Annotated in this window: 20 protein-coding genes; 10 read left to right on the top strand and 10 right to left on the bottom strand. The window is 42.8% G+C overall.

All coding sequences use genetic code 11. From position 1 onward, the window contains the following. Positions 1–129: 129 nt before the first annotated feature. The 4 genes from G5T77_RS12190 to tusA form a co-directional block, all read right to left on the bottom strand. Complete coding sequence (locus G5T77_RS12190; protein ID WP_166134832.1) at positions 130–558, bottom strand: hypothetical protein; 429 nt, start codon at positions 556–558, stop codon at positions 130–132. An 18-nt stretch (positions 559–576) separates the two neighbouring features. Further along, positions 577–1,695, bottom strand: coding sequence for a hypothetical protein (locus tag G5T77_RS12185; RefSeq protein WP_166134829.1), 1,119 nt, complete (start codon positions 1,693–1,695; stop codon positions 577–579). Next, complete coding sequence (locus G5T77_RS12180; protein ID WP_166134826.1) at positions 1,692–4,481, bottom strand: type VI secretion system Vgr family protein; 2,790 nt, start codon at positions 4,479–4,481, stop codon at positions 1,692–1,694. Before G5T77_RS12180 ends, G5T77_RS12185 begins: the two co-directional genes overlap by 4 nt. A gap of 245 nt (positions 4,482–4,726) precedes the next feature. After that, positions 4,727–4,987 (bottom strand): sulfurtransferase TusA, encoded by a 261-nt coding sequence (gene tusA / locus G5T77_RS12175; RefSeq protein ID WP_004781744.1) that lies wholly within the window; start codon positions 4,985–4,987, stop codon positions 4,727–4,729. 201 nt (positions 4,988–5,188) lie between these two features. On the opposite strand from tusA, the gene G5T77_RS12170 reads away from it, so the two are divergent. Beyond that, entirely contained in the window at positions 5,189–6,028 is an 840-nt protein-coding gene (locus G5T77_RS12170) for a CBS domain-containing protein (protein WP_004781742.1), read from the top strand. Further along, positions 6,025–7,584: an apolipoprotein N-acyltransferase gene (gene lnt, locus G5T77_RS12165; RefSeq protein WP_166134823.1), complete on the top strand. Its 1,560-nt coding sequence runs from the start codon at positions 6,025–6,027 to the stop codon at positions 7,582–7,584. The genes G5T77_RS12170 and lnt overlap by 4 nt, the downstream gene beginning before the upstream one ends. 160 nt (positions 7,585–7,744) lie before the next feature. On the opposite strand, the gene G5T77_RS12160 is transcribed toward lnt, so the two are convergent. The 3 genes from G5T77_RS12160 to gspF all read right to left on the bottom strand — a co-directional run bounded on the left by G5T77_RS12160 (position 7,745) and on the right by gspF (position 10,138). After that, the gene (locus G5T77_RS12160) at positions 7,745–8,080 is read right to left on the bottom strand and encodes a hypothetical protein (protein WP_034705833.1); all 336 of its coding nucleotides are present in this window, start codon (positions 8,078–8,080) and stop codon (positions 7,745–7,747) included. Between the two features lie 284 nt (positions 8,081–8,364). Next, positions 8,365–8,799, bottom strand: a complete 435-nt coding sequence (gspG, locus tag G5T77_RS12155; RefSeq protein ID WP_051065360.1) for a type II secretion system major pseudopilin GspG — start codon at positions 8,797–8,799, stop codon at positions 8,365–8,367. 133 nt (positions 8,800–8,932) lie between these two features. After that, on the bottom strand, positions 8,933–10,138 hold the full coding sequence (gene gspF / locus G5T77_RS12150) for a type II secretion system inner membrane protein GspF (RefSeq protein WP_034705070.1): 1,206 nt from the start codon (positions 10,136–10,138) through the stop codon (positions 8,933–8,935). 149 nt (positions 10,139–10,287) lie between these two features. Between gspF and G5T77_RS12145 the strand changes: the two genes are divergently transcribed. The 8 genes from G5T77_RS12145 (at position 10,288) to G5T77_RS12105 (ending at position 18,619) form a co-directional block, all read left to right on the top strand. Further along, positions 10,288–12,510: a primosomal protein N' gene (locus G5T77_RS12145; protein ID WP_166134820.1), complete on the top strand. Its 2,223-nt coding sequence runs from the start codon at positions 10,288–10,290 to the stop codon at positions 12,508–12,510. Positions 12,511–12,583: 73 nt separating this feature from the next. Then, positions 12,584–14,440: a cation:proton antiporter gene (locus G5T77_RS12140; RefSeq protein WP_166134817.1), complete on the top strand. Its 1,857-nt coding sequence runs from the start codon at positions 12,584–12,586 to the stop codon at positions 14,438–14,440. A gap of 50 nt (positions 14,441–14,490) precedes the next feature. Further along, positions 14,491–15,366 (top strand): Hsp33 family molecular chaperone HslO, encoded by an 876-nt coding sequence (gene hslO, locus G5T77_RS12135; RefSeq protein WP_004781734.1) that lies wholly within the window; start codon positions 14,491–14,493, stop codon positions 15,364–15,366. A 217-nt stretch (positions 15,367–15,583) separates the two neighbouring features. Continuing rightward, positions 15,584–16,033, top strand: a complete 450-nt coding sequence (locus G5T77_RS12130) for a DUF2147 domain-containing protein (RefSeq protein WP_166134814.1) — start codon at positions 15,584–15,586, stop codon at positions 16,031–16,033. A 277-nt stretch (positions 16,034–16,310) separates the two neighbouring features. Continuing rightward, positions 16,311–16,772 (top strand): DUF2147 domain-containing protein, encoded by a 462-nt coding sequence (locus tag G5T77_RS12125; protein WP_166134811.1) that lies wholly within the window; start codon positions 16,311–16,313, stop codon positions 16,770–16,772. Between the two features lie 187 nt (positions 16,773–16,959). Then, entirely contained in the window at positions 16,960–17,421 is a 462-nt protein-coding gene (locus tag G5T77_RS12120; RefSeq protein ID WP_004781731.1) for a DUF2147 domain-containing protein, read from the top strand. 511 nt (positions 17,422–17,932) lie between these two features. Next, the gene (locus G5T77_RS12110; RefSeq protein ID WP_004781729.1) at positions 17,933–18,262 is read left to right on the top strand and encodes a chaperone modulator CbpM; all 330 of its coding nucleotides are present in this window, start codon (positions 17,933–17,935) and stop codon (positions 18,260–18,262) included. 93 nt (positions 18,263–18,355) lie between these two features. Next, positions 18,356–18,619, top strand: coding sequence for a YdcH family protein (locus tag G5T77_RS12105; protein ID WP_004781728.1), 264 nt, complete (start codon positions 18,356–18,358; stop codon positions 18,617–18,619). Between the two features lie 162 nt (positions 18,620–18,781). On the opposite strand, the gene pnp is transcribed toward G5T77_RS12105, so the two are convergent. The 3 genes from pnp to recD form a co-directional block, all read right to left on the bottom strand. Continuing rightward, on the bottom strand, positions 18,782–20,869 hold the full coding sequence (gene pnp, locus G5T77_RS12100) for a polyribonucleotide nucleotidyltransferase (protein ID WP_171505581.1): 2,088 nt from the start codon (positions 20,867–20,869) through the stop codon (positions 18,782–18,784). A 249-nt stretch (positions 20,870–21,118) separates the two neighbouring features. Next, positions 21,119–21,388 (bottom strand): 30S ribosomal protein S15, encoded by a 270-nt coding sequence (gene rpsO, locus G5T77_RS12095; RefSeq protein WP_004637724.1) that lies wholly within the window; start codon positions 21,386–21,388, stop codon positions 21,119–21,121. Positions 21,389–22,281: 893 nt separating this feature from the next. Next, on the bottom strand, positions 22,282–24,054 hold the full coding sequence (gene recD, locus G5T77_RS12090; protein WP_166134808.1) for an exodeoxyribonuclease V subunit alpha: 1,773 nt from the start codon (positions 24,052–24,054) through the stop codon (positions 22,282–22,284). Between the last annotated feature and the right edge of the window lie 66 nt (positions 24,055–24,120).

Here is a 24,120-nt window from a genome sequence, read left to right as displayed (position 1 = left end):
AGTCTAATGATTCTATGAATACACCTAACTTTTTCAACTAACTACAAATGTGTTGCACTTGGGATTTGAATCTGCGTATTTATAAGATTATGAAATACGCATCATTTAATTTTTTTGTACAAGAAAAAATTAGTATTTAATAGATTTAAATATTTTATCTGCATCATGGCGCTGCCAAATATGGAATAGGCTGTTATGAGTACAATTCATAGCTTTTAATATTTCTTCTTGGGTTTGAATTGAGTTGTAACCATCTAATTTTTTATTAAGAACCTCAAAAAATAATTTATCAGTATTATTTAATTCATTCGGTATATCAATAATGTCTTTTATTGTTTGCACAGTCCAGATTGGTTGAGGGAGTAAATCTTCCCCATAAACCATAATAGATATCCTTACTATGTCTATATAAGGTATTTTTATTATTACATCATCTATATTTACGCCCACAATCTGATCATGCTCTAAGCTAAAATTTTTAATTTTAGTTTTATAATTACTCGTATCTAAATTTTTATTAGCTTCTTTTCTTACTAACCTTTTTAAAAACTTAAACATACAGGCTACCTACTGGAATTAAAATAAAGTCCATTCTGTAAAAGCTTCCAACTCTTCATCATAAGCTTCAACTAATTTATATACTCCATACCCTCCCGCTAGACCGCCAATTATTACACCTACTGTTGAACATATGGGAGACCCGGGGCCACAAATTCCTCCTGCAATAGCACCACCCACAGCGCCAGCTGCCACTCCTGAGCCTATGGTTGCGGCTTCTTTATAAAATTCCTTTTCTTTATTCTCAGCTGAAAAAATCTCATACCAAGCATAGGAAATTGAAATAACGACAATTACTCTGCCTAGTGGTTTCATATACTTTGCTGCTTTATCAAAAGTTCCATGGGATGCCCCTGATCCTTTAACTACACTATAAAAAACTTTATTTTTATCTGCTGTTGAAAGCGCCTGAAAATATGAATTTCTTGTACCTGTTGATGCTTTTACATAATGATCTAAGGTTTGTCTTGACTGATCTTTCAGTCTTTTCCATTTATCAGGATCTTTTAATTTCAATGCATAATATTCTAAGAATTGATCTAAGCTTTTAGCCGCTATTTTTTCTTTTTGTGATACTGCTAACGCGATTGGAGAATTCTTTTTCCTGGTCTGTTCTAAGATATCATTTCTTAATGTATGAGCCTCTTTCGAAGCATCTTTTACAGTCATTCTTCCATTTTCAACATCCTTTAAGTAATCATGACTCATTTTTTTAATTGCTTTCATATAAGCAATTCTTAAGGAGCAATCATGATCTAAAAAGTTATTACTAAAGTAAAGTGCTGTACCATGTAAGGCTTCAAGTGCTATTTCTAATTCATTTTTAACTTTAACAGGTACTTTATTTGATTCTGCTTGTTTTGTTGTACCTGTAGTTGATTTTAATTTATATATCGATTTATTAAATTCGCCATTTTCTAGTGCGGGAACACGCACTCTGGCAATTTTTGAATTATTTAAAATTAACTCTACAAAGATTAAATCTAATTTATTGCAACTATAGATTTTGGTACAACCATTCGGATCAATTTTTCCTCCATAACTTTTTTGAGTTGTTGTATTTAGTAAGGTATAGCTTAATCTGGATAAAAGATCTTTATTATCACAGGAGACTTTTAAACGAACCGTATAAGTCATTCTTCTAACTCCGATATCTCTGCATCGTATTTATGCACCATAACAGTATATTTTTCTTCCTTATTTTCTGAAGTAATTCTAATAATTCCATCTTTGGGGACCTCTCCTGTTCGTACATTCCCCTTTGAATCAATAAGACTAAAATTTGGAGAACTTTCTAATAATTTATTGTTTATTTTATGTCGCACATCGAACTCTAAAATATAGGAACTATTATGTGAGGCAGGAAGATAGGGAATATCATGCATTACCTTTTCTCCTGATAAAAATTGATGCTGCCCTGCCTTCATCTCAAACTGACCACCCGTCATCGGCAAAATTCCGGCACTACTGATCTCAACTTGAGAACCGCCCGCAGTTAAAACAATTGCCTTCGCTGCTGTAATTTCGATCTGATCTTCAGTGGAGATAGTTTTGATACCTTTGCGTGCAATAATATCCATCCCATCATTTTGCGCCTGTAGTTCAACTTTGCCTTTTGCGGCATAAGCTCTTAAGCCTTGTTGGGCTGCAAACAGACTGACTTTAGAAGAGGCATGCCCAATAATATTTTTCTGCGAACTTAGGTTAATACTGTCCGCTGACTGGTGGCTAATTTGACCCTCCGCAGACAAATGAATATCCTGCTGGGTACTCAGCGCAATGGATTTTGGTGCTGTCAGAATCATAATTGCCTGTTTAAAGGCAGCTGCCTTGTCTTGATCTTGCTGTTCAATTTTCTCAATAAAGCTTTTTAAATTTTCAAAGATTTCAAGCGGATCAGTTTGCTGGTTTTTAGCAACATCACTTAGCGCCTGGCTCATCTGCAAGCCTGATTCAAGCTGGCTTTTCGCTGGTTCAGCATCCATATGTGAACCGTCTGCGGCTTGCTGTTTATGAGCCGAAATCAATAACCCTTTACCTGCACGGACTGCACCCCATTGGTCAGTTCTAAGTTCAAAGCCTTCACCCCGTCCTTCATTTTCAGCCTGTTCTTTTGAATAACTTAAGTTACCCAGATTGAGCTGACTGGCAGCTTGACTACTATGTAACTGTATACTGATCTGGCCAGTCGTATCATCAAAACGTAACTGGTTAAAGCCTTGCCCCTGTACTTCTTGCGAGCGAATACCACTGAGTTTTTTGGTATCTGGTAGTTGTCCTTTTTGATCAAACTTCGTCGGAGAACGTTGGCCTTCATGAATCCGACCTACCACAAAAGGCCGATCAATATTGCCATCAAAAAAGTCGACGACCACAATTTCACCAATGCGTGGCAAGAAACGGACCCCATAACCTATACCTGCCCACGGGGTCAGAACATCTACCCAGGCTGAATCTGTATCACTGTCATTGCTGCCTGCGCCACCATCGTGAGCATGGTCATCCGGACGAGTGAACAGAAAACGGATTTTGATCCGCCCCCATTCATCCACATAAATTTCTTCATCTTCTGGCCCGACTACCTTGGCGCATTGCGGATAGGCCTGTGGCCGCTGCAATAAAGGTTGATACTCAGGAACCAAGTGAATATGGCGACGTTGCAAGACTAGCTGGTTGGCCTGACGCTCACCTGCGTCCTTGGATTCTGTCATCTGCCAACAGCTTTGCTGAATTAAAGCATGAACCTGCTCATTTAAGTCTTTAGGCAAATTATTTTGGTTATAAAATTTCCTAGAGATGATTAAAAATTCTTTATCTACTGCTGGATGCTGGTCAATTTCAGGATGCTGATCCAGCCGAAACCAGTAACCCACTTGGGCATCACGTACTGTGGATGTTGCTAAAAATTGTTTGGCCTGTGCATCATAGAAATGCTGCAAATTTTGGTTTATTTTCTCGATTTGTGCATCCGAGGCTAGAGTTGCCTGATCTGCATGCCTGAGATCAGTGATCCATGCCGGACTGATGTTCCAGCCTTGTTCCAATGCCAGGCTGGCATTATCCTGAACCTGACTCTGCTGGTGCTTGCTTTGTACTGAACCTATGCCTTCTTCCTGATTCAAGCGACCGGCATGCCAGCGCTGGATATGTACAGCGGTCGGCTGCAACTGTCGTTCTGCAATAAAACTGGTCATGCTATCTTCTTGTTCAGTCGCACTGGAACGATGGAAACGGATCGCTCTGTGGCTTAAAGCTTGGTAGTAGCTATTGTCATCAATTAATCTAAGCTTTTGCGCTGCAATCGCTGCAGATGAATGCACAACTATAAGCTCAGACTCATCAATCAGCCAGTTAATCCCCTCACTACGCCATAAACGGGTTAAAAAGTCATAGTCGCTTTCATTCAACTGCATAGTAAAAGGACGCACATCATAAGTTTGCTGCAAACCGGATAAATCCAGCTTAAGTGCAGCCGCAAATAATGGACTCTTACCCTGCCATTCTTTGAATAAGATTTCAGTAATCTCCCGGACACTCTTGTCCATGAACACACGACTATTACGGCGTTTATGCCATAGCGACGTTGCATCTTCCAGAGTGAGTTTATAAAGCACTAATGCACCATCACTCTGTCCCTGAGTTGCTGCAGTAATAATTCCGGAACTGCGAAATAACTGTCCTTGATCCGTGACCTGATCTATCGCTACTTGAATTCCAATAAATTCTTTAAGGGGAATCAAGGCATTAGTCGACACACAAATCAGCTCAATTTTTAGTCCCTGATTCAGGACATGTTGGCCATCAATACGTTGCAGAAAAACTTCAGAATTAAGTTTTTGATGGGAAAACTGAACAAGCAAAGCACGCTTCTGTGCGCTAAGACCCAATTGCTCTAATACTTGAGCGATATGATTTTTTATCATTTTTAATTGTTATAAATATTTTTGCGGCATTATAGTGAATTATTTATATCCAGCCTAGATTCATTGGTCTGGCCATGGTTCCGATTCATCACTGTAATTCTGGAAGAGGCTTGAATATCAAAATTTTTATTTTCTGAAAGTCAGGAACTTCAAGCAGATCAAGTATTCAAAAAAAATAGCTTTCTTTTCATTTTAATCTTTCAACAATATGGGCAAATGAATCACTCATCTACCCAAAAAATCTCTTAACCGCCTTTTTTCACCAGATAATGGAACTCTTTATTGCCATTTTCATCCAGACGCTCCTCTTGGAGTAGCAGTTCATGGCCGAGGTGCATGCAAAATTTTGGAATATCCCAAGAGGTCGAATTATCCGTAGCAAAAACTTCAACTACATCACCAGCTTTAGACTTACGGATGGCTTGATGCAACATCATGACTGGCTCAGGGCAGCGTAATCCACGGGTATTCAATTGCAGGCTTGGCGTAATTTCGGCTTCAGACATCGACAGACTCAGGAATTCAAGATCAGCCTTATTTTAGCATAAAGCGGCTATCGCATTGCAGCCCGCGCTTTGAACCAATTCACAAAACCATACTGACCCGCGCGATCAAGTCTGCGCAGCATAATTACAATAGACAAGCGTATTTTCTGCGGTATGATAAAATCACGTTTTTTTAGATATTAAGAGTCTTTAGGAAAGATCATGCACGAGGAATCAGGCCCGTCGTGGGGTATGCGCGGCTTACGTAAATGGCTGGGAACTGCACCCGAAACTCGCGACGAACTGCTAAAATTAGTACAAGATTCACGTCGATTTTTAGAACCCGATACTGTTGCAATGCTGGAAGGCGTATTGGATCTGCCAGCCACCAAAATTCGTGAAGTCATGACGCCAAGAACGTCCATGATTAGCTTGCAGGAAGATGACCAACTTCTCGAAATTCTGCATGTTTTAGTTGAATCTGCGCATTCGCGATTCCCTGTGTTCTCATCGGATCAACCGGATAATGTAGTTGGTATTTTACTGGCCAAAGATCTGCTTCCTTTCCTGACCGAGCCTTCTTCCAAAGTCGATATTCGTGCCTTGATGCGTCAGCCGCTGTTTGTGCCGGAAAGTGCACGTTCGGATCAGGTTTTACGTATGCTGAAAAATACCCAGACTCATATTGCGGTAGTGATTGATGAGTACGGTACAACTTCAGGCCTGGTGACATTAGAAGATATTCTCGAAGAAATTGTGGGTGAAATTGAAGACGAACATGATATTGCGGATGAAGAAGCACAATATATTGTTCCGGATCAAGACCCGAAGACAGCCAATACCTGGGTAGTACAAGCGCTGACGCCAATCGAGCATTTTAACAATATGCTAGATGCCAATTTCTCCGATGATGAAGTTGAAACCATGGGCGGTTTGTTATTACAAGAAATTGGTCTGGTAAATGATTTGGAAGGTCAGACGATTGAACTGGAAAACTGGCAATTTACCATTCTTGAGGCAGATTCACGTTCTATTCGTTTAATTCGAGCTGTGCGCCAATGAGAGCATATTTCGATAAGCTATTAAATCCAGCCCAGCAGCAAAAGCAGCTAGCCTTAATTTATCCTGTATTGATTGCCTTATTTGCAGGAGCCATTTTTAGCTTGGCACTGGCACCTTATCATTACTGGTGGCTGGCAATTCTGTCTCCTGCTTTATTGTATGCTTGCGTCCGTGGTCGTAGTGCGAAACAGGCCTTTGGCATTGGCTGGGCTTATGGAATTGGATTATGGTTTGTGGGTGCATTCTGGCTCTATACCTCTATTCATGTGTATGGCGATACCAGTGCTTTCCTGAGCGTAATCATGATCCTGATCATGGCGATTGTCATGGGACTGTTTACTGCGCTTCAAACTTTCATTTATCGTCGCTTTTTCCCGGAAACACCCCTTACCTTCGCCCCACTTTGGGTGATCTTTGAATGGGCCAAAACCTGGGTATTTACCGGTTTCCCATGGCTCTTTGCAGGTTATGCTTTTACTGAGCTTTATCTGGATGCCTATGCGCCTTTATTTGGTGTATTTGGGGTGTCCTTTGTAGTGATTGTTCTGGCCTGTGCGCTGGTTGAAATCTTAAGTAAACGGGTCTTCTGGATCGTGCCTTCTGCACTCTTGTTATTGGGTGCCTGGGGTGCTGCACAACTGACTTTCGTGCAAGAAAAAAATGAAAAGCCGCTCACCGTTTCTCTGATCCAGGGCAATATTCCTCAGGACCTGAAATGGTTAACTGAATATCAGGTAAAAACTCTGCTGATCTATGCCAATCTGAGCAAGACTGAATGGGGACGTGACCTAATTGTCTGGCCAGAATCTTCGATTCCGATGTTCCAGACCGACATCGAACCTTTCTTGGATGCCATGAAAGTTCAGGCAGAAAAATCTGGAACAGCTTGGGTCACAGGTATTCCGTTCTGGGATCTGGCTGAGTCACAGGAAGCAGGCACGCCAAAATATTACAATAGCATCATGGCGACCGGTAATGAGTCGAGTGGTTTGTATAAGAAGCAGCGTCTGGTGCCTTTTGGGGAATATATTCCACTTTCTGGCGCACTCAGCTGGGTACTGCCAGCTCTGCAAAACGACCCTTCGGTAAGTGGTTTCTCGCGTGGTGCGGATATCCAGAAACCATTAAATGTGAAAAACCATCCTCTAGGTGCGGCAATTTGCTATGAAGTGGCTTATCCAAACCTGACTCGTCGTAATGCCAGCCAAAGCGATTTTCTGGTGACCGTATCTAATGATGCCTGGTTTACTGGCACTGCCGGTCCACAGCAACATTTACAGATGGTACAAATGCGGGCCAAGGAAAATGGTCGCTGGTTTATTCGTGCTACCAATACTGGGGTAACTGCGTTCATCGACCACAATGGCCATATTGTGAAACGTGCACCTATGGATAAAGAAGCTATACTCCGCGGTGAGCTACCCGCCATGCAGGGTGAAACGCTCTACATGAAACTCAGCGACTGGCCAGTGCTGATTTTCTCCGTATTGTTATTATTACTGGGTTGGCGCTTCCGCCCACGTAAAGTGGATATCAGCTTTAAGTCTAGAAGATAGTTCTCTCAAAAGCCCCCTTTGCAAAAGGTGAGTCCTATATGGCGCAAGAAGGGGGATTAATTTTCTAAACCCCTCCCGACCTCCCTTTTAAAAAGAGAGGGGCGATAAAAAACCGAGGTTCATGCCTCGTTTTTTATCTATATATTTATTAAGAATGTTATTAAAACTGGATCACCAGATAAGACAACATGCTCGCCAGTGACAACATTGGAATATAACGATAGATCTGTACAATACCGTTTTCAAATGCAGAAGCCTGTTCTTGTTTAAACTGCACGACAGATGCTTTTAATGCTGACCAGAAGCATAGTACGAATAAGGTACTCATCATGCTAATGGCAAAGAAACCCACCATAATCTGGCTGCTGCCTTCAGTGGTCTGCCATAAATGCAAAATTCCCTGGCTGGCTGGAAGAATGCTTAAAACCAAAAGAACAGATTTCAGCATCGACCAATGAAACTGGTTTATTTCATCCGACAATATTAATGCTTTCATACCATTCTCCTTTGGCTAAAAAAGGGCCATTAAGAATATTATGAGCTATTTTTTGTAAATAGAAAGTCTATATTTATTCACATTTTACGATAATTGTAATAGATAAATATGGGAATAATTCTTATTATAACTATCAAATCATCAATATTATAGTAATAGCATTAAATTCAGTTATTTATATTATATTTTATGATTGAGAGTTATTATCACTTCACCCAATATTGAAACAATCAATCAAGTGAAGTGATATATTCAATAACCTACTAATTTATAATAATTATCAGTTAAGGTTGGTAATAAATATCAGCATCAGTTCCTTCCCCACCTGCCTGTCCATCGGCACCAAAAGAGTACAAATCAAAAGCACGACCATTGGTTCCTGGAATCACGTATTGCAGGTCATTATCCCAGCTGTCTTTTGGGTAACCTCCTTTCACATAGCCACCTGGGAGCCAGTTCTTCGCTGTTGCTGGCTGATTTACCAGTGCATCCAAACCACCTTCTTGCATGCTTGGATATTTGCCATTGTCCAGCTTATATTGATCCAGTGAACCCGCAATACTCTGCAATTTGATGACTGTGGTATCCACTTTAGCCTTTTCACCGCGTCCCATTACATTTGGAACAATTAGGGCCGCAAGCACACCGAGAATAACAATAACCACCATTACTTCAATCAGGGTAAAACCTGAGGCACGATGTGCACGTAACTGGCTCACACGTACGGTAGGTTCAACAGCTGTAGTTGAAGGGTCTATGGCTTGATTTGGATTCCTTTTCATTCAATATCTCTCATTCATCTTTAGAAAGTTTCAGGCACTTTCAATTCTTTGTAGACGTTACACATGTTATTTAAATCATATTATTCATATTGACGATTGGCAGCATCACCGCGATCACAATTACCAGCACAATACTGGCCATGAGTACCAGCATCAGCGGTTCCAGAAGCGCGAGTAATGTTGATATCAGCGTGGTCACTTCCCGATCCTGCATGGTCGATGCCCGTTCCAGCATACGATCCAGCTCCCCCGAGGCTTCACCACTTTTGATCATTTGTACCATCATCGGGGGGAAATAACCACTACGTTCCAGCTGGGTAGCCAGGTTCCCGCCTTCAGTCACTTTTTCAGCAGCCAGATTAACCGAATCCCGGATCACCCAGTTATTACTTACCGCCGCTCCAATGCGTAAGGCATCTACCAAAGGTACACCGGACTGGGTCAGAATCGATAGAGTACTGGCAAAACGGGCAGCATTAATACCGCGTGATAATTTTCCGAATAAAGGTAGTTTCAGAGTCAGGCGATCAAAAGCATAATGCCCAGCCGTTGTTCTTAAAAACCGTACCAGAAGAAAAATACCTACCGCACTCCCTATCAACAAAAATGGCCACGCGATCCGGATAAAATCGCTGGCTTTCATTAAAGTCACTGTAATCCAAGGCAAGGCATCTTTACTTTGATCAAAGGTCTTGACGATATCCGGTACTACATAGGTCATCAGACCCATCACAATTGCAAAAGACATCAAGAGCAAAATAATCGGATAGATCATCGCCCCTTGAATCTTTTTCTGCATAGCAAAACGGTTTTCGGTATAGTCAGCTAACTGATCCAGAATCAGGTCCAAGTGACCAGAACGTTCACCAGCCGCAATGGTGGCAATATACAGCTCTGGAAAACGTCCAGACTGTTGTAGCGCCTGAGCCAAGCTATGTCCTTCCAGCACTTTAGAACGTACTGACATCAGCAGATTTTGCACATGAACTTTTTCGCTCTGCTTGCCGACGGCGCGAATAGCTTCTTCCAGCGGAATTGCGGCAGCGACCAGTACCGAGAGTTGTCGGGTCATAAGAGCCAAATCATAAGCAGTAATGCTTTTTTCAAACCATTTGCGACGGTAGTGCTGGTCTTTTTTCTCAACCGGATCTACAGAGACCGGAATCAGCGCCTGATCCCGAAGCTGTTGCCGGATTTGTCGTGCTGAATCCCCCTCAAGCACGCCTTTTTGCTGCTTCCCTGAAGCGTCAAGCGCAGTAAACTGATATGCAGGCATTGTAATGCTCTAATTTTCCAAAATTTTGCTTAACGCTGTTGCGTCAGACCATCAAAATCATTCATATTCTTCAATATAAATTATCTGCTCACTCTAACATAACTGAACTTTGAGCACGACGAAATTTCATCAGGACCCACTCTGTTACTATGCCAAATTCTGTTCCCGTTACTGCCCCTGTTTATCGTGTTCGTGTTGCAGTGCCGGTGCATCTGTTTGACTGTTTTGACTATAGCTTGAGTCAGGAACAATATCAGCAGGCAGAAGTGGGTGCCCGAGTCGCGGTTTCTTTTGGCCGGCAAAATCTGGTCGGCGTGATTACTGAAAAATTACCGCTAGATGCTCCGATTGATCCCAGTTTCAAACTGAAAGCAATTACCGAGCTTTTAGATGACCGTGCCATTATCAATTCCCAGGTTTTAAGTGTATTGACCTGGTCAGCACAGTATTACCAGTTTCCTATCGGGGAAGTGATCCAGACTGCCTTGCCGACCTTATTGCGTCAGGGCAAACCTTATAACCTGCTGGCCCGAAACTGGAAATTGCTGGATCATGAGGCTGAAGCCAAGGTTCGCCGTTCCGAGAGGCAACAGGAAGCCTATCGGATTCTAAAACTACATCCGGTGGGAACAACTGAGAATCTCTTAAATCTGGCCGGAATAGAAACAGCGACTTTAAAAGCGCTCGAAAAAAAAGGAATTTGCGAATGTGTCCTGGAAGCACAGGATTTTAGCCCGCAACCTGTACAACTGGCCCAGATGCCATTAACGGCCAATCCGGAACAAAAGCATGCGATTCAGCAAGTGCTGAAATACCGCAAGCAATATCAGGCCTTTTTACTCGATGGCCTGACTGGCAGCGGCAAAACTGAAGTCTATCTTCAGATCATGGAACAGGTACTTAAACAGGGCAAGCAGGTACTGGTACTGGTGCCTGAAATCGGACTGACGCCACAAACGATTAGCCGCTTTCAGTCTCGTTTCCATTGTCATATTGCCCTGCTTCACTCTGGCCTGAATGACAGTAAACGCTTACAAGCCTGGCAAGCCGCTGAAACCGGTAAAGCGTCCATTGTGCTTGGCACCCGTTCTGCGATCTATACACCGATGCCGAATCTGGGTTTGATCATTCTGGATGAAGAGCATGACCTGTCTTTTAAACAACAGGAAGGTTTTCGCTATCATGCCCGTGATGTGGCATTGTACCGGGGACATTTACAGCAATGTCCAGTCCTCTTGGGTTCGGCCACCCCCAGCATTGACAGCTATGCGCTGGTGCAGCAAGGCAAAATGCAGGTGCTGGAACTGAATCAACGCGCGGGTACAGCACTAATGCCAAAAATCCATATTCTGGATTTAAAAGTGGCACCAAAGCAGCATGGCATCAGCCTGCATCTGATTGAAGAAATCAAAAAGCGCCTGGCTAAAAAAGAACAGGTACTCATTTTCCTAAATCGTCGTGGTTATGCGCCCGTACTGATTTGTGGCAGTTGTGGTTGGCAGGCGCAGTGTCCGAATTGTGATGCCAATTTCACTGTGCACCGGCAACCTTATCAGCATCTGCATTGTCATCATTGTGGCACCATTCATCGTATGCCTGAACAGTGTCCGCAATGTCAGCATCAGGAGCTGGCTACTTTAGGGATGGGGACTGGAAAAGTTGAAGAACATCTGAATGAGCTTTTTCCAGATTCTGAAGTGATCCGGGTCGATCGCGACTCAACCAGCCGGGTTGGCAGCTGGCAGAAAATCTATGACAAGATTCAAAAAAGCGAGCCTGCAATTCTGCTCGGCACGCAGATGCTCGCCAAAGGCCATCATTTTCCTTATGTCACGCTGGTTGCAATTTTGGATATCGATTCTGGTCTTCTTAGCGTTGATTTCCGGGCCACAGAACGTACAGCACAATTGATCGTACAGGTCGCAGGTCGTGCAGGACGTGGGGAACATAAAGGGGATGTATATTTACAGACCCTAAGACCTGATCATGCGCTGCTGAATACCTTAGTCACTGAAAATTACCGCGCTTTTGCCAAGCAGACTTTGACCGAACGGCAAATCGCCCAGATGCCTCCTTTTCGTTATGCCGTGCTGATTCGCTGTGAATCCAAAGATCAGGCACAAAATACCGAATTCTTACAGAAACATGCTGCCCTGCTCAGGCAATATCCCGATCTGGTGCTGGACATCTGGGGTCCCATTCCTGCCCCGATGGAACGCAAAGCCGGACGCTATCAATCCCATATGGTGCTATTGTCCGCAGACCGTGCCCGTTTGCATTATTATGTCCGTAGCTGGTGGCAAAACCTGTTACAGGATAAGCCATCCAATATGAAGCTGACACTGGATATCGATCCACAAGAACTCAGCTAAAATATTGAGACCATCTTCATTTGATAAAGGCTCAACTTTAAGACTGGATGAAAATAAAATTTAAGGCGGAAAAATGTCGATACTGTTACAAATAGCGCTGGTTCTGGCGATTGCACTGTTCATGGTGCCACTGAGCCATAAACTCAGACTGCCAACAGTGCTGGGCTATTTACTGACAGGTTTAATCATTGGGTCGAGTGCCTTAGCGCTGATCTCTGCTCCTGAGGTGATGCAGACTTTTATTCAAATCAGCCTGTTGGCCCTAATGTTCTGGATTGGTGTGCAACTCAGACCACAACGAATTCTTCAGCTTGGGCAACCCCTGTGGTTTATGGCCATTTTACAGGTACTGAGCACGGCCCTGATTTTGAGCCTGCTGGCCTGGTTCTTTCTCGATCAGCATCTGGTTTCCAGCATTGTCATCGGACTGGCCGGCAGCCTCTCTGCCATGACGTTGGTGACCCAGTTTTTAAATAATCAGCAACAACTGGCGACCAGTTATGGTCAATCCGCTTATGCCAACACCCTGATTCATGCACTGATTGCAATTCCTATCATTGCAGCGATTCCGCTTTTTGCTGGGGTCAGTTCAACAGAACATGGCATAGCTTATTTTGCTGCCATGATGGCTACCTTTACTGGCTTATTTCTATGTAACCGCTATTTCATGCAGCCGCTCTATCGCTGGATTGCCAAAAGTGGTCGTCATGAATTGCATAGCATTGTTACCATTGTCATTTTCTTGGGCTTACTAGTCCTGATGGATACGCTGGGACTGAATCTGTACCTGGCAGCATTATTTTCCGGTATGTTACTGGCAGATTCTGATTTCCGGATTTCGATTGAAAAGAGTCTGCAGCCTTTTAGCGGTTTATTGATTGGGTTGGCTTTTATCAGTCTGGGCATGTCATTGCAGTTTGCCGATGTGCTGACGCAACCCGTATTGATTATTGCCGGAACACTTTCGCTGATCCTGATTAAATTTGCGATTACCTTAGGATTGGCACGTTATTATCAGCATAGTTGGCGCAACAGTACGCTACTGGCCGCCAGTGTGGCACAAAGTGGTGAGTTCGCTTTTCTGGCACTCATCATTGCGCTTTCGCAGCAGATCGTTACTCCAACCCTGCTCTCCCCATTGATGTGGATGGCAAGTTTATCCATGCTACTCACACCAGCATTTTACTGGTTATTGCATAACCAGATTCTGCCACGACTGGATCGGCAAAATCATTTGGCAGCGACCTTTGACATTGAAAGCCTTCCACCAAATACCGCACCAATTTTATTAATCGGTTTTGGCCGTTTTGGCCAGATCATTGCCCGTATTTTGCTGCAACAGCAGCAAAAATTCAGTGTAATGGACAGCAATATCGAAGCAACTGAATTGCTGACCTCTTACGGTATTACCTTCTATCAGGCCAATGCGACTGAGCCAGAGGCTTTAGCTCAGGCAAATCTGGATACGGTTCAGCATGTGATTGTCGCCATTGATGATATTGAAGATTCACTGCTGACCGTCCGACATCTGCGCTTAAATTATCCTGACATGTCTTTATGGGTACGGGCACGTAACCGGCATCATGTCCATCTACTTCAGGAGCTGGGCGTGGAACGAATCTGGCGAGAAACCTATGCTTCTGCACTAGAACTAAGTCAGTGTCTGCTAGTTCAGCTGAGCGGACTGTCTGAAGAACAGGCGCAACAAAAGATCCATGAGTTTCATACTCATGATCAGAAACTGCTCAATCGTCAATTTCATCCGGATACGGAGAGTCCGTTTAATTTCGCAGGCTCAAGGAATACACTGGCAGAACTGGAGTATCTTTTTGCTCAGGATCAGCTAAAAAAAATACCAGAACAGGATACGGACACGCAACAGGACAACAACGCTTCAGGAATTGATGCCATAAGAGATGATCTGGCATAACTTGTGTTTTACAATAATGCCACCATTAAAGCAGGGTTATGGAGAATTTTATGTCTGATTTACGCCAACGCTTTTTTATTGAAGATAGCCCTGTTCGTGGTGAAGTGGTGCATCTTGAAGAAGCTTTACAAACAATTTTGGCCCAGCGTGACTATGCGCCTGCAGTAAAAATCCTGTTAGGTGAAATGCTGAGCGCCACTGCACTATTGGCCAGCACCCTGAAAATTAAAGGGCGTATCAGCCTGCAAATTCAGGCTTCAGGCACATTTAAATGGGCAATGGCTGAATGTAACCATCGCGGTGAAGTACGTGCACTGGCGGATTACGAAGAAGATCCACATTTTCAGGCCGCAGAAGATAGCAGCACAGTTTTAAAATCACTGACTAATCCAGTGCTGTTTATCAATATCGAGCCTGAATTTGGTGAGCGTTATCAGGGTATTGTTCCGCTTGATCAGGAAAATCTGGCTGGCTGTCTAATGCAATATTATGACCTGTCTGCCCAGATTCCGACACGTATCGTGCTGGCCAGTGACAACAACCGTGCAGGTGGTTTGCTGATTCAATTGCTACCGCGTAACAGTGAAGAAGAACAACGCCGTGTCGATGAAGACTTATGGCCACGTCTGACCATGCTGACTGAAACATTAAAAACAGAAGAACTGGTCACTCTGGAGGCCAATGAAATTCTCTATCGTTTATATAACGAAGAAGAAGTGCGCTTACCAGAAGTAGAACATTTGCAGTTTGGCTGTACCTGTTCTAAAGAACGTTGTGCGATTGCCTTACAGCAGATTGGTGTAGAATCGGTTCGTGAAACTTTAGAATTCCAGAATCCAATTGAGATGGACTGTCAGTTCTGTAATAGCCGTTATATTTTTACGGCTGAAGAAGCTTTGAGCCTGTTTGGTGAACACCTCAGTTAATAACAGCCCCTGCTCGACTCAAAAAAAGCACTCAATATTGAGTGCTTTTTTCATTTTATATTTTCATAAAATATTGACCAAAATTCCTCATAAAAAAAAGACAAATGTACTTAATTTCAAGCTTGCCTCATGATTAAAATTTGCACACCGATAGAATCAGAAGATCAACGGTATTTTCAAAGTAAAAAAATCAAAAAAAATAAGTGGAAGATTTTAAATGAAATTTCGATATTTAATGGGTGTGATGTTATGTGCTGCGCAGAGCTTCAGCTATGCAGCCGAAATCACGGGGACATGGAAAGCCATTGATGACAAAACGGGCTATGCACGTGCTGATGTTGAAATCAGTAAACTCAATGATGGTACTTATCAGGGTAAAGTTATTCGTATCCATGCCATTCCAAATCGTCCTGCACATACCCATTGCTCTAAATGTAAGGGGGCACTGAAAGACGTACCTATTCTGGGTCTCTCTGTCTTATCAGGTCTAAAACCAAATCCAGAAAAGAAAAATGAATTCGTTAATGGTTCAATTCTCGATCCACTAACCGGCAATGTCTATAAAAGCAAGGCAACTCTGAATTCCCGAGGCAATGTGCTGACGCTTCGTGGCTATGTAGGTACACCCATGCTCGGACGAACAGTATCCTGGGTGAAAGTCGAATAAATCTCATTTTTTATAAATTCTCATCTGCAAGCTGTCTGGCCAGATCAAAGGCTTGGACAGCTTAAAATCATTATCTTTATCCCATTCCTTATCACGTAAATACTTACTCATTCTCATCATGCTGAATGAACGTAATTTTTAACTCATATTCATTTTTCTTAATTTAATGTGATTATTGACTGGTATTTAGTGTATTTTTCACGCTATATTAATCCCATAATTTTTTTATGCCTTTAAGAAGTTAAATATATTTTCAATAGCATGGGGTAATGTGGCAATGAGATTCAAACTGCTTTGTTCTATCATTCTTACAGCAGCAAGTACCATCAGTCTATCCGCGTTCGCCAACAGTGACCCATTACTTGGCCACTGGAAAACCATTGATGACCGTACTGGTTATTCCCTGGCAGATGTGGTGATTAGTAAAGATGCTCAGGATCGCTATATTGCCAAAATTGTGCATGTTCGTGAGATTCCTGGGGCAGCTCGACAGCAAACTTGCACTCTATGTAAAGGAGCATTGAAGGATCAGCCGCTCATTGGACTCACAATGCTTAAGGGACTGAGCAGTCATCCCGACCATAGCAATGAATTTATTAACGGCACTCTGCTCGACCCGGTTTCTGGACAGCTTTATCAGGCCCGTGCCCGCCTGAAAAATAATGGCAGGCATCTTGCCATTCATAGTCGTGCTGAAGGTGCACCGGTCGGACGCAATATGACCTGGATTAAAAACTAGTTTCGAATTCAGATTATTAAGAAAAGCTCCTTAGGAGCTTTTTTATTTTAGGTCATGTGATAATTCACATGTATTCATTAATTTTATGCCAATCTCATCACAATTTATACTATTGATTTTGTTACATTTTATAAATAAATTAGAGTAATAAGTCTAATACGAATAATCATTGATCAACAGGCATGTTATGAAGAAAATTTTAAGTCGCTTAATGATGGGGATCACATTGGCAACAGTAGCAGGTTTAAGCCTTGCTTCTGAAGATCCACTACTGGGAAAATGGAAGACTATCGATGATCAATCCGGTTATTCTCGTGCTGATGTCGAAATCCGCAAAAAACCAGATGGTAGCTATGAGGGAATTATCGTAGAAACCCGCAGCCTGCCAGGTGCAGAAAAACTGGGAATCTGTAGCAAATGTCCAGGACAGCTTAAGAATAAACCATTTATTGGCTTGCCATTTATCTGGGATTTTAAGGCAGACCCAAAAAAACCTCGCGAATTCCATGATGGCAAGGTACTTGATCCAATCAGCGGTAAAGTTTACAAAGGTAAAGCGCGTTTAAGCGCCAATGGGAAACGCCTAACCCTGCGTGGTTATGTAGGCGTTTCGGTTATCGGACGCAGTGTTACCTGGATAAAATACTAATTTTTGTCAGTTTTCCATGCCCCTGTTTCAGGGGCTTTTTTAATGGTTATGATTTGAAACAATTAAGTACAAATAAAAACTGTTTCCTTTAACCCAAACTCATAATAATGAATTGAAGACGGTTATTTTTTATTCACACAATGATCTATCTTCAGCTGCAATTCAATCTGCTAAGGACTCTGAAACGGAGTATTCATGCGACATGTATTCCTCAATTCATAGGTATGGGTAAATGTGTGTTGCAAACAGCGGATGGTTTGCAAATGACAGATAAAACTATAAAAACAGATGCCCGCCTAGATCTTTGTTTCCCTGATCAGACTGAGCTGTTCAGGTTCAAGCAGGATTTCCATAGGATAGGAGTTCCTCTTCTAGGCAGGATGCTGGTTCAACTAGCATCCCATACCGTTAGGGCACAGCGCAGCGGCCATAAAATATTATGGCATTCCCCTACTTCAGGACGACCTTCCTTTCTGAATGTCTCAAGCCTGGCTGTTTAAGGAGTAGAGCTATGACTACAATTCAATATAGAGAAAACTTTTCCAACGGTTATATCCCCTCTGAAATCATGGATGATCGTACCTTTGATTTGTTCCACTTTTCTGAAGCATGTGGCCAAAGTCCGGAATGGGTGATGCAACTCATTGAACATGGAATTTTACCGAACCGTTCTAAAACGCATCCTGGTACCTTCCTCGGGGAAGATATCACCCGTGCACAACGCGCTTACCGTTTGCAGCGTGATTTTGATGCTTCCTTTAGTGCCGTTGCCATGATGCTGGATCTCATTGATGAAGTGCAGGAATTACGTCGTGAGGTGAAACATCTGCATTTCAAGTAATGCCTTTTAATGTCCGGTCTGCTTGAGTTAGATCAATGCGGACTAGGGCATATTTTGCTTTTTTCTTTTATTTTTTGAGTGATAAATATCCCTATGAAAACCAAAGACTGCAATAAAAAGATCAAATATATGTTCCCAGAATACCGTGATTTAATTGTGCAATTACGTGAGGAAAATCCGTACTTTGCCCGACTGTTTGAGGAACATAGTGAATTGGACAAACAGATTAGTCAGCTTGAACTCGATCCAGTCAATCATATCAATGATGATATCGATGCGATTAAACGCAAAAAACTAAAACTGAAAGACGAGATTTATCGCATGCTGAAAAACTCTGAAGCCGATCCGCTTACCTAAATGAGAACAGCTTTCTCAACCAAGAATGTTTCAATATAAGGTTTAATCATCCGTTTTATCTACAATGTGATTATTAAATGATTTCGGTTCTTAAATAAAGAATCTGTCCAAATAAAAAAGCCCGCATGATGCAGGCTTTTTCAGACTTAAAAAGTCATCGAATTATGCTTGTTCGATGTCTTTCATGGTCAATTTAATACGACCACGGTTGTCAACGTCAGCAACTTGTACTTTCACTTCCTGACCTTCTTTCAATACGTCAGCCACGTTGGCAATACGTTCGTTAGAGATTTGAGAAATATGAAGCAGACCGTCAGTACCTGGCAGGATGTTCACGAATGCACCGAATTCAACGATACGAATCACTTTACCTGTGTAGATTGTGCCTGGCTCAACTTCAGCAGTCAGTGCCTGGATTTTTGCAATCGCAGCCTGTGCAGCAGCTTTAGTTTCACCAAATACGCGTACTGTACCGTTATCCTCGATGTCAATCGCAGCTTTAGTTTCTTCAGTGATTTGACGAATCGTTGCACCACCTTTACCAATCACGTCACGGATCTTGTCAGGGTTGATGTTGATCACTTGGAAAGTCGGCGCGTGCATAGAAATTTCTGGACGAGCACGTGAAATTACTTGGTTCATCGCGTTCAGGATGTGCATACGACCTGCATAAGCCTGGTTCAATGCAACTTCCATGATCTCTTCAGTAATACCTTCGATCTTGATGTCCATTTGCAGCGCAGTAATACCGTTGGCAGAACCCGCTACTTTAAAGTCCATATCACCAAGATGGTCTTCGTCACCCAAGATGTCAGAAAGAACTGCGAAACGTTCGCCTTCTTTCACCAGACCCATTGCGATACCCGCAACTGGTGCTTTAAGTGGAACACCGGCATCCATCAATGATAGAGAAGCACCACATACAGACGCCATTGAAGATGAACCATTAGATTCAGTAATGTCAGATACGATACGGATCACGTACGGGAAGCGGTCAGCTGCTGGAAGCACAGCTTGAACACCACGACGAGCCAGACGACCATGACCGATTTCACGACGTTTAGGACCAGACTCACGACCTGTTTCACCTACAGAATATGCAGGGAAGTTGTAGTGAAGCATGAAGTTATCAGTTTTAGTACCGGCCAGGGTATCTACCATCAACGCATCACGAGTATTACCCAGAGTAGTAGTTACCAATGCCTGAGTTTCACCACGTGTGAATAATGCAGAACCGTGAGCGCGGTCTAATACGCCAACCTGTACATCAAGGGCACGAACAGTTTTAGTATCACGACCATCAATACGTGGTTTACCAGACAGGATGTTGTCACGTACGGTACGGTATTTAAGATCTTCAAATAATTCGTTTACGTCATCAGCAAGACCAGTTTCGTCGCCTTCTGGAACGAACTGAGCGAGTGCTTCTGCTTGAAGTGCATCAAGTGCTGCATAACGGTCTTGTTTCACCGCAATGGTATATGCTTCAGAGATTTTCGCTTCGAATGCTTCTTTCAGTTTTGCACGAAGGTCTTCGTTTTTCTCAGGAGCCACCCAAGTTGATTCTTTCGCACCAGCTGCGGTCGCGAATTCTTTGATTGCTTGGATCGCGATTTGCATTTCATCATGACCGAACAATACTGCACCCAGCATTTGGTCTTCTGAAAGTTCTTTCGCTTCTGATTCAACCATCAGTACTGCAGATTCCGTACCTGCAACGACAAGATCAAGATCACTTTCTTTCAATTGTTCAAAGCTTGGGTTTAGAACGTATTCACCGTTGATCAGACCCACACGTGCCGCACCGATTGGACCACGGAATGGTGTACCTGCAATCGCAAGTGCTGCAGAAGTACCCAGCATTGCTGCAATGTCAGCTTCCATAGTCTTGTCAGAAGACACAACAGTCGCAGTCACCTGGATTTCGTTATAGTAACCTTCTGGGAACAATGGACGAATTGGACGGTCGATCAGACGTGAAATCAGCGTTTCAGCTTCAGATGCACGGCCTTCACGTTTACCGTAACCACCAGGAATACGGCCAGCTGCGTATTGTTTTTCTTGATAGTTAACAGTCAGTGGAAAAAAGTCTTGACCTGCTTTAGCAGTTGGTTGAGCAACAACAGCAACTAATACAGTTACGCCGCCCATGGTAATCAATACGGTATTGGCTTGACGCGCAACACGACCTGTTTCTAGGACAACCTGATGTTGGCCAAATTGGAATTCTTTACGAACAATATTAAACATCGACATGTTTTATTTTTTCCTGATTTTATTCTAGTGGAGACCCCTAAGGTTTGGCATTCACATCCAAATGGACGGGTAAATGACAAAGCTTAGAAGCCGACCTCACCAGAAATAAACACTATTTTTAAACACAAAGAAGGAGCGAACATTCGCCCCTTCCCCTGATCTAGCCAAAGGCTAAACCGACTTTAGTTTTCAGTAATAAAGCACAAGGCATGCAATAGACCCGAAAATAAAGTTTAAATCGAATTAACGACGTAAACCTAAAGCACCGATCAATGCAACATAACGACCGTGGTCTTTACCATTTAGGTAGTCAAGAAGCTTACGACGTTGGTTAACCATACGGATCAGACCGCGACGGCTATGGTGGTCGTGTTTGTGCTCTTTGAAGTGACCTTGTAAGTCATTGATTTGAGCAGTTAAAAGAGCTACTTGAACTTCTGGTGAACCAGTGTCGTTTTCAGCGCGAGCAAATTTAGCAATGATCTCTGCGCGATCTGCGTTTGTTAAAGCCATTCGATTTCTCCGAGATGCTTATATATCTTGATAAAAATCAAAGTAATGAGAATTCAATACATTGACTGCCGTGCATCACTACAGCAAGTTGCATATTTTAAGGGAAATTGCGTCAGATTGCAAAAATAGATCATGAATTTTGAGGGTGTCGGCTACCAGCTGCCTTGGATTATTTACTGATATGAATAAATTCCATATGGTTCAATTTACACATAATTTCAGGAATTGGACTTGATCTGGCTTATGAGTAGCTGTTTAGATAACTGCAGAAATTAACTGATCTTTTTATATTTAAAATATTTCTGGTCGCGCTTAGAAATAAATGATAAAAAAAAGCCCGAGTAAACTCGGGCTTTTTCGCGCTGTAGTTTCTTCTATTATTATTTTTTATTTATTGTTTTTTTAGTGCGTTTTACGCTTTATTATTTTCAAATCTTCCTGACTAAAAATAACTTCCTTGTGTGGTAGATTTTGCCATATTGTCGAAATGCTCATAGAGGCATTTATCCTCACTCGCTGTAAGCCATTGCGTACAAAATTGTCATCGAAATTTGCAAAATATTACACTTATATATCTTTTAATTACACTATTTACTTAAATTTACTTATTCTGCCAACTTAATTGAACTATAAGATTACGGCAAAATTCCATTAACGGCAGATATAAAAAAGCCTTGTAGTCTCTCCCAAAACTACAAGGCTTAGCGGCTGTAAGTTTCCTCTTTCACTTACTTCACTGTAAGTTCGCTGTCTGGTGACATTCTTGTTCTTATTATGCGATTTATACCCAACTTTCCGTGTTGAGTTCTTTTGTGTGACCAATCTTCTCAAAAACCGAGTAAAAGCTCCATGCGCCAATTTCCTGAATCCATGTAAGCATTTACCTACAACAATTATTTATTTTTTGCCAATAGATTGTTGCATTGTTCAAGTATTTTTTCGCTTAAGCCACTCTTTCGTGTGGTTCTGACGCATAGCGCTTGTGTAAACGCGTCGCGATCTACCAGTAAGCTCACAACTTTTTTGGCCCGGGTAATCGCTGTATAAATCAGTTCCTTACTCAGCAAATTTTTGGCCTGTTGATCGAGTACTACAGCCGTATGAGTAAATTCTGAACCTTGCGATTTATGAATCGTCAAAGCAAATGCCGTTTCGATACTTTTCGGTAAGCGGGTCGCCAGCACCCATTTTTCTAAGCTCGGGAAATACACTTCAAATTGTGACTGTCCTTCTTGTTCTCTCCAGAAACAGATGCCAATATCACCATTGGACAGACCCAGCTGATAATCGTTATAAGTCATCATCACTGGTCGACCGGTATACCAGTCGCCCTGTTTTAACTTGCCTACACTAGCCAGAAAACGCTGTTCAATCTGCTGATTGATTTTATTCAAACCCAGATCACCATGCCGGATTGCGGTGAGAATCCGGTAATGATCAAAGTGCTGAATTGCCTGCTGCACATATTGATCAAAATCAGCCTGATCCTGAGCCAGCTTGATCGCATCTGCATAAGCCTGATAGCCATACATCAGTTGACCATAATATTGGTCTAACTGGAGACCTGTAGTTGGGTTTATTTCTGGCAAATATTGCAGTTGCAGCTGGTCAATCTCTACCTGGTCCAGTGCAATTACTTGCAGCTCACTCGCAGCAACCACTTGCTGTTCAAACTGGTTTAAAACTGATGCTGGAACATGCTCCTGCTGGATAAAGTGTGCCATCGCACCAATTCGGGCGCCTGAGGCAAAACGGCGCGTCGTGATTAAATTGACCCGGTTATCTGCCAGAACAGAAGTCTGCTGCAAGTCTGCCAGTACAGTGCCGACATCCACGGAGGCCAGTTGGTCTGCATCGCCTAACAGAATTAAGCGGGCTGAATCTGGCACTGCAGCAAGGAGCATCTGTGACAGGCTTAAGTCCAGCATGGATGCTTCATCGACCACGATCACATCATAAGGCAAAGGCTGCTTGGCATGAAACCGGGGGCGTCCCAACCGCCCCAAGCCCAGTAAGCGGTGCAAAGTAACAGGTTGAACCTGCTTTAAAGTCTCCAGCTCAAAAGCTTGTAATTTTTCACTATGTAAAGCTTTCTGCAAGGCTTCCTGCATCCGCTGCGCCGCTTTACCCGTCGGAGCGGCCATCGCAATCCGGATATTAGGCAAGGCTTCATGCAGTACAGCAATCATATGTGCCAAGGTGTAGGTTTTACCAGTTCCTGGTCCACCGGTAATAATATTCAGCCCCTGCTTGGCGACCATTTCCAGCGCTTGCTTTTGCTGTGGATCTGTCAGGAGATTACGATCACGCTCATTTAAATCAACCGGCATGATGGCTTGAGACTTGATCCGGGCGATCTCTGTAGCGACTGCCTGCTCCAGCTGCCAGTAGCGGTATAAATACAACTGCTGGTTTTCAAAAATAAAAGGTGCAATGCCTTGAGCCTGCTGGCTACGATCCAATACCAAATGATGCAATAGAGCGGTTTGCTCGGCACTGGCCGGAATACAACTATTACCCTCCTGCATCGCTTCAAGGAGCTGCTGAATCAGCAATTTTGCGGCAGCATCAAAGGTCGCCGAACTGAACGGTGGCTGACATAGATAGTCAATCCAGGCCATTAAATGGGCTGATTGCTGAGACACGTGAATTTGCTCATTTTCCACACAGTTATCCTCAAAGTTATCCACAGGATAATCTTCTGTTTAAGCTCTTAAAATTTTATAAATCAT

It is taken from the genome of Acinetobacter sp. GFQ9D191M, assembly GCF_011174875.1.
In the GTDB taxonomy this organism is placed as follows: Bacteria; Pseudomonadota; Gammaproteobacteria; order Pseudomonadales; family Moraxellaceae; genus Acinetobacter.
The sequence above is the reverse complement of the archived record's forward strand: the minus strand, read 5'-3'. Positions and strand labels throughout refer to the sequence as shown.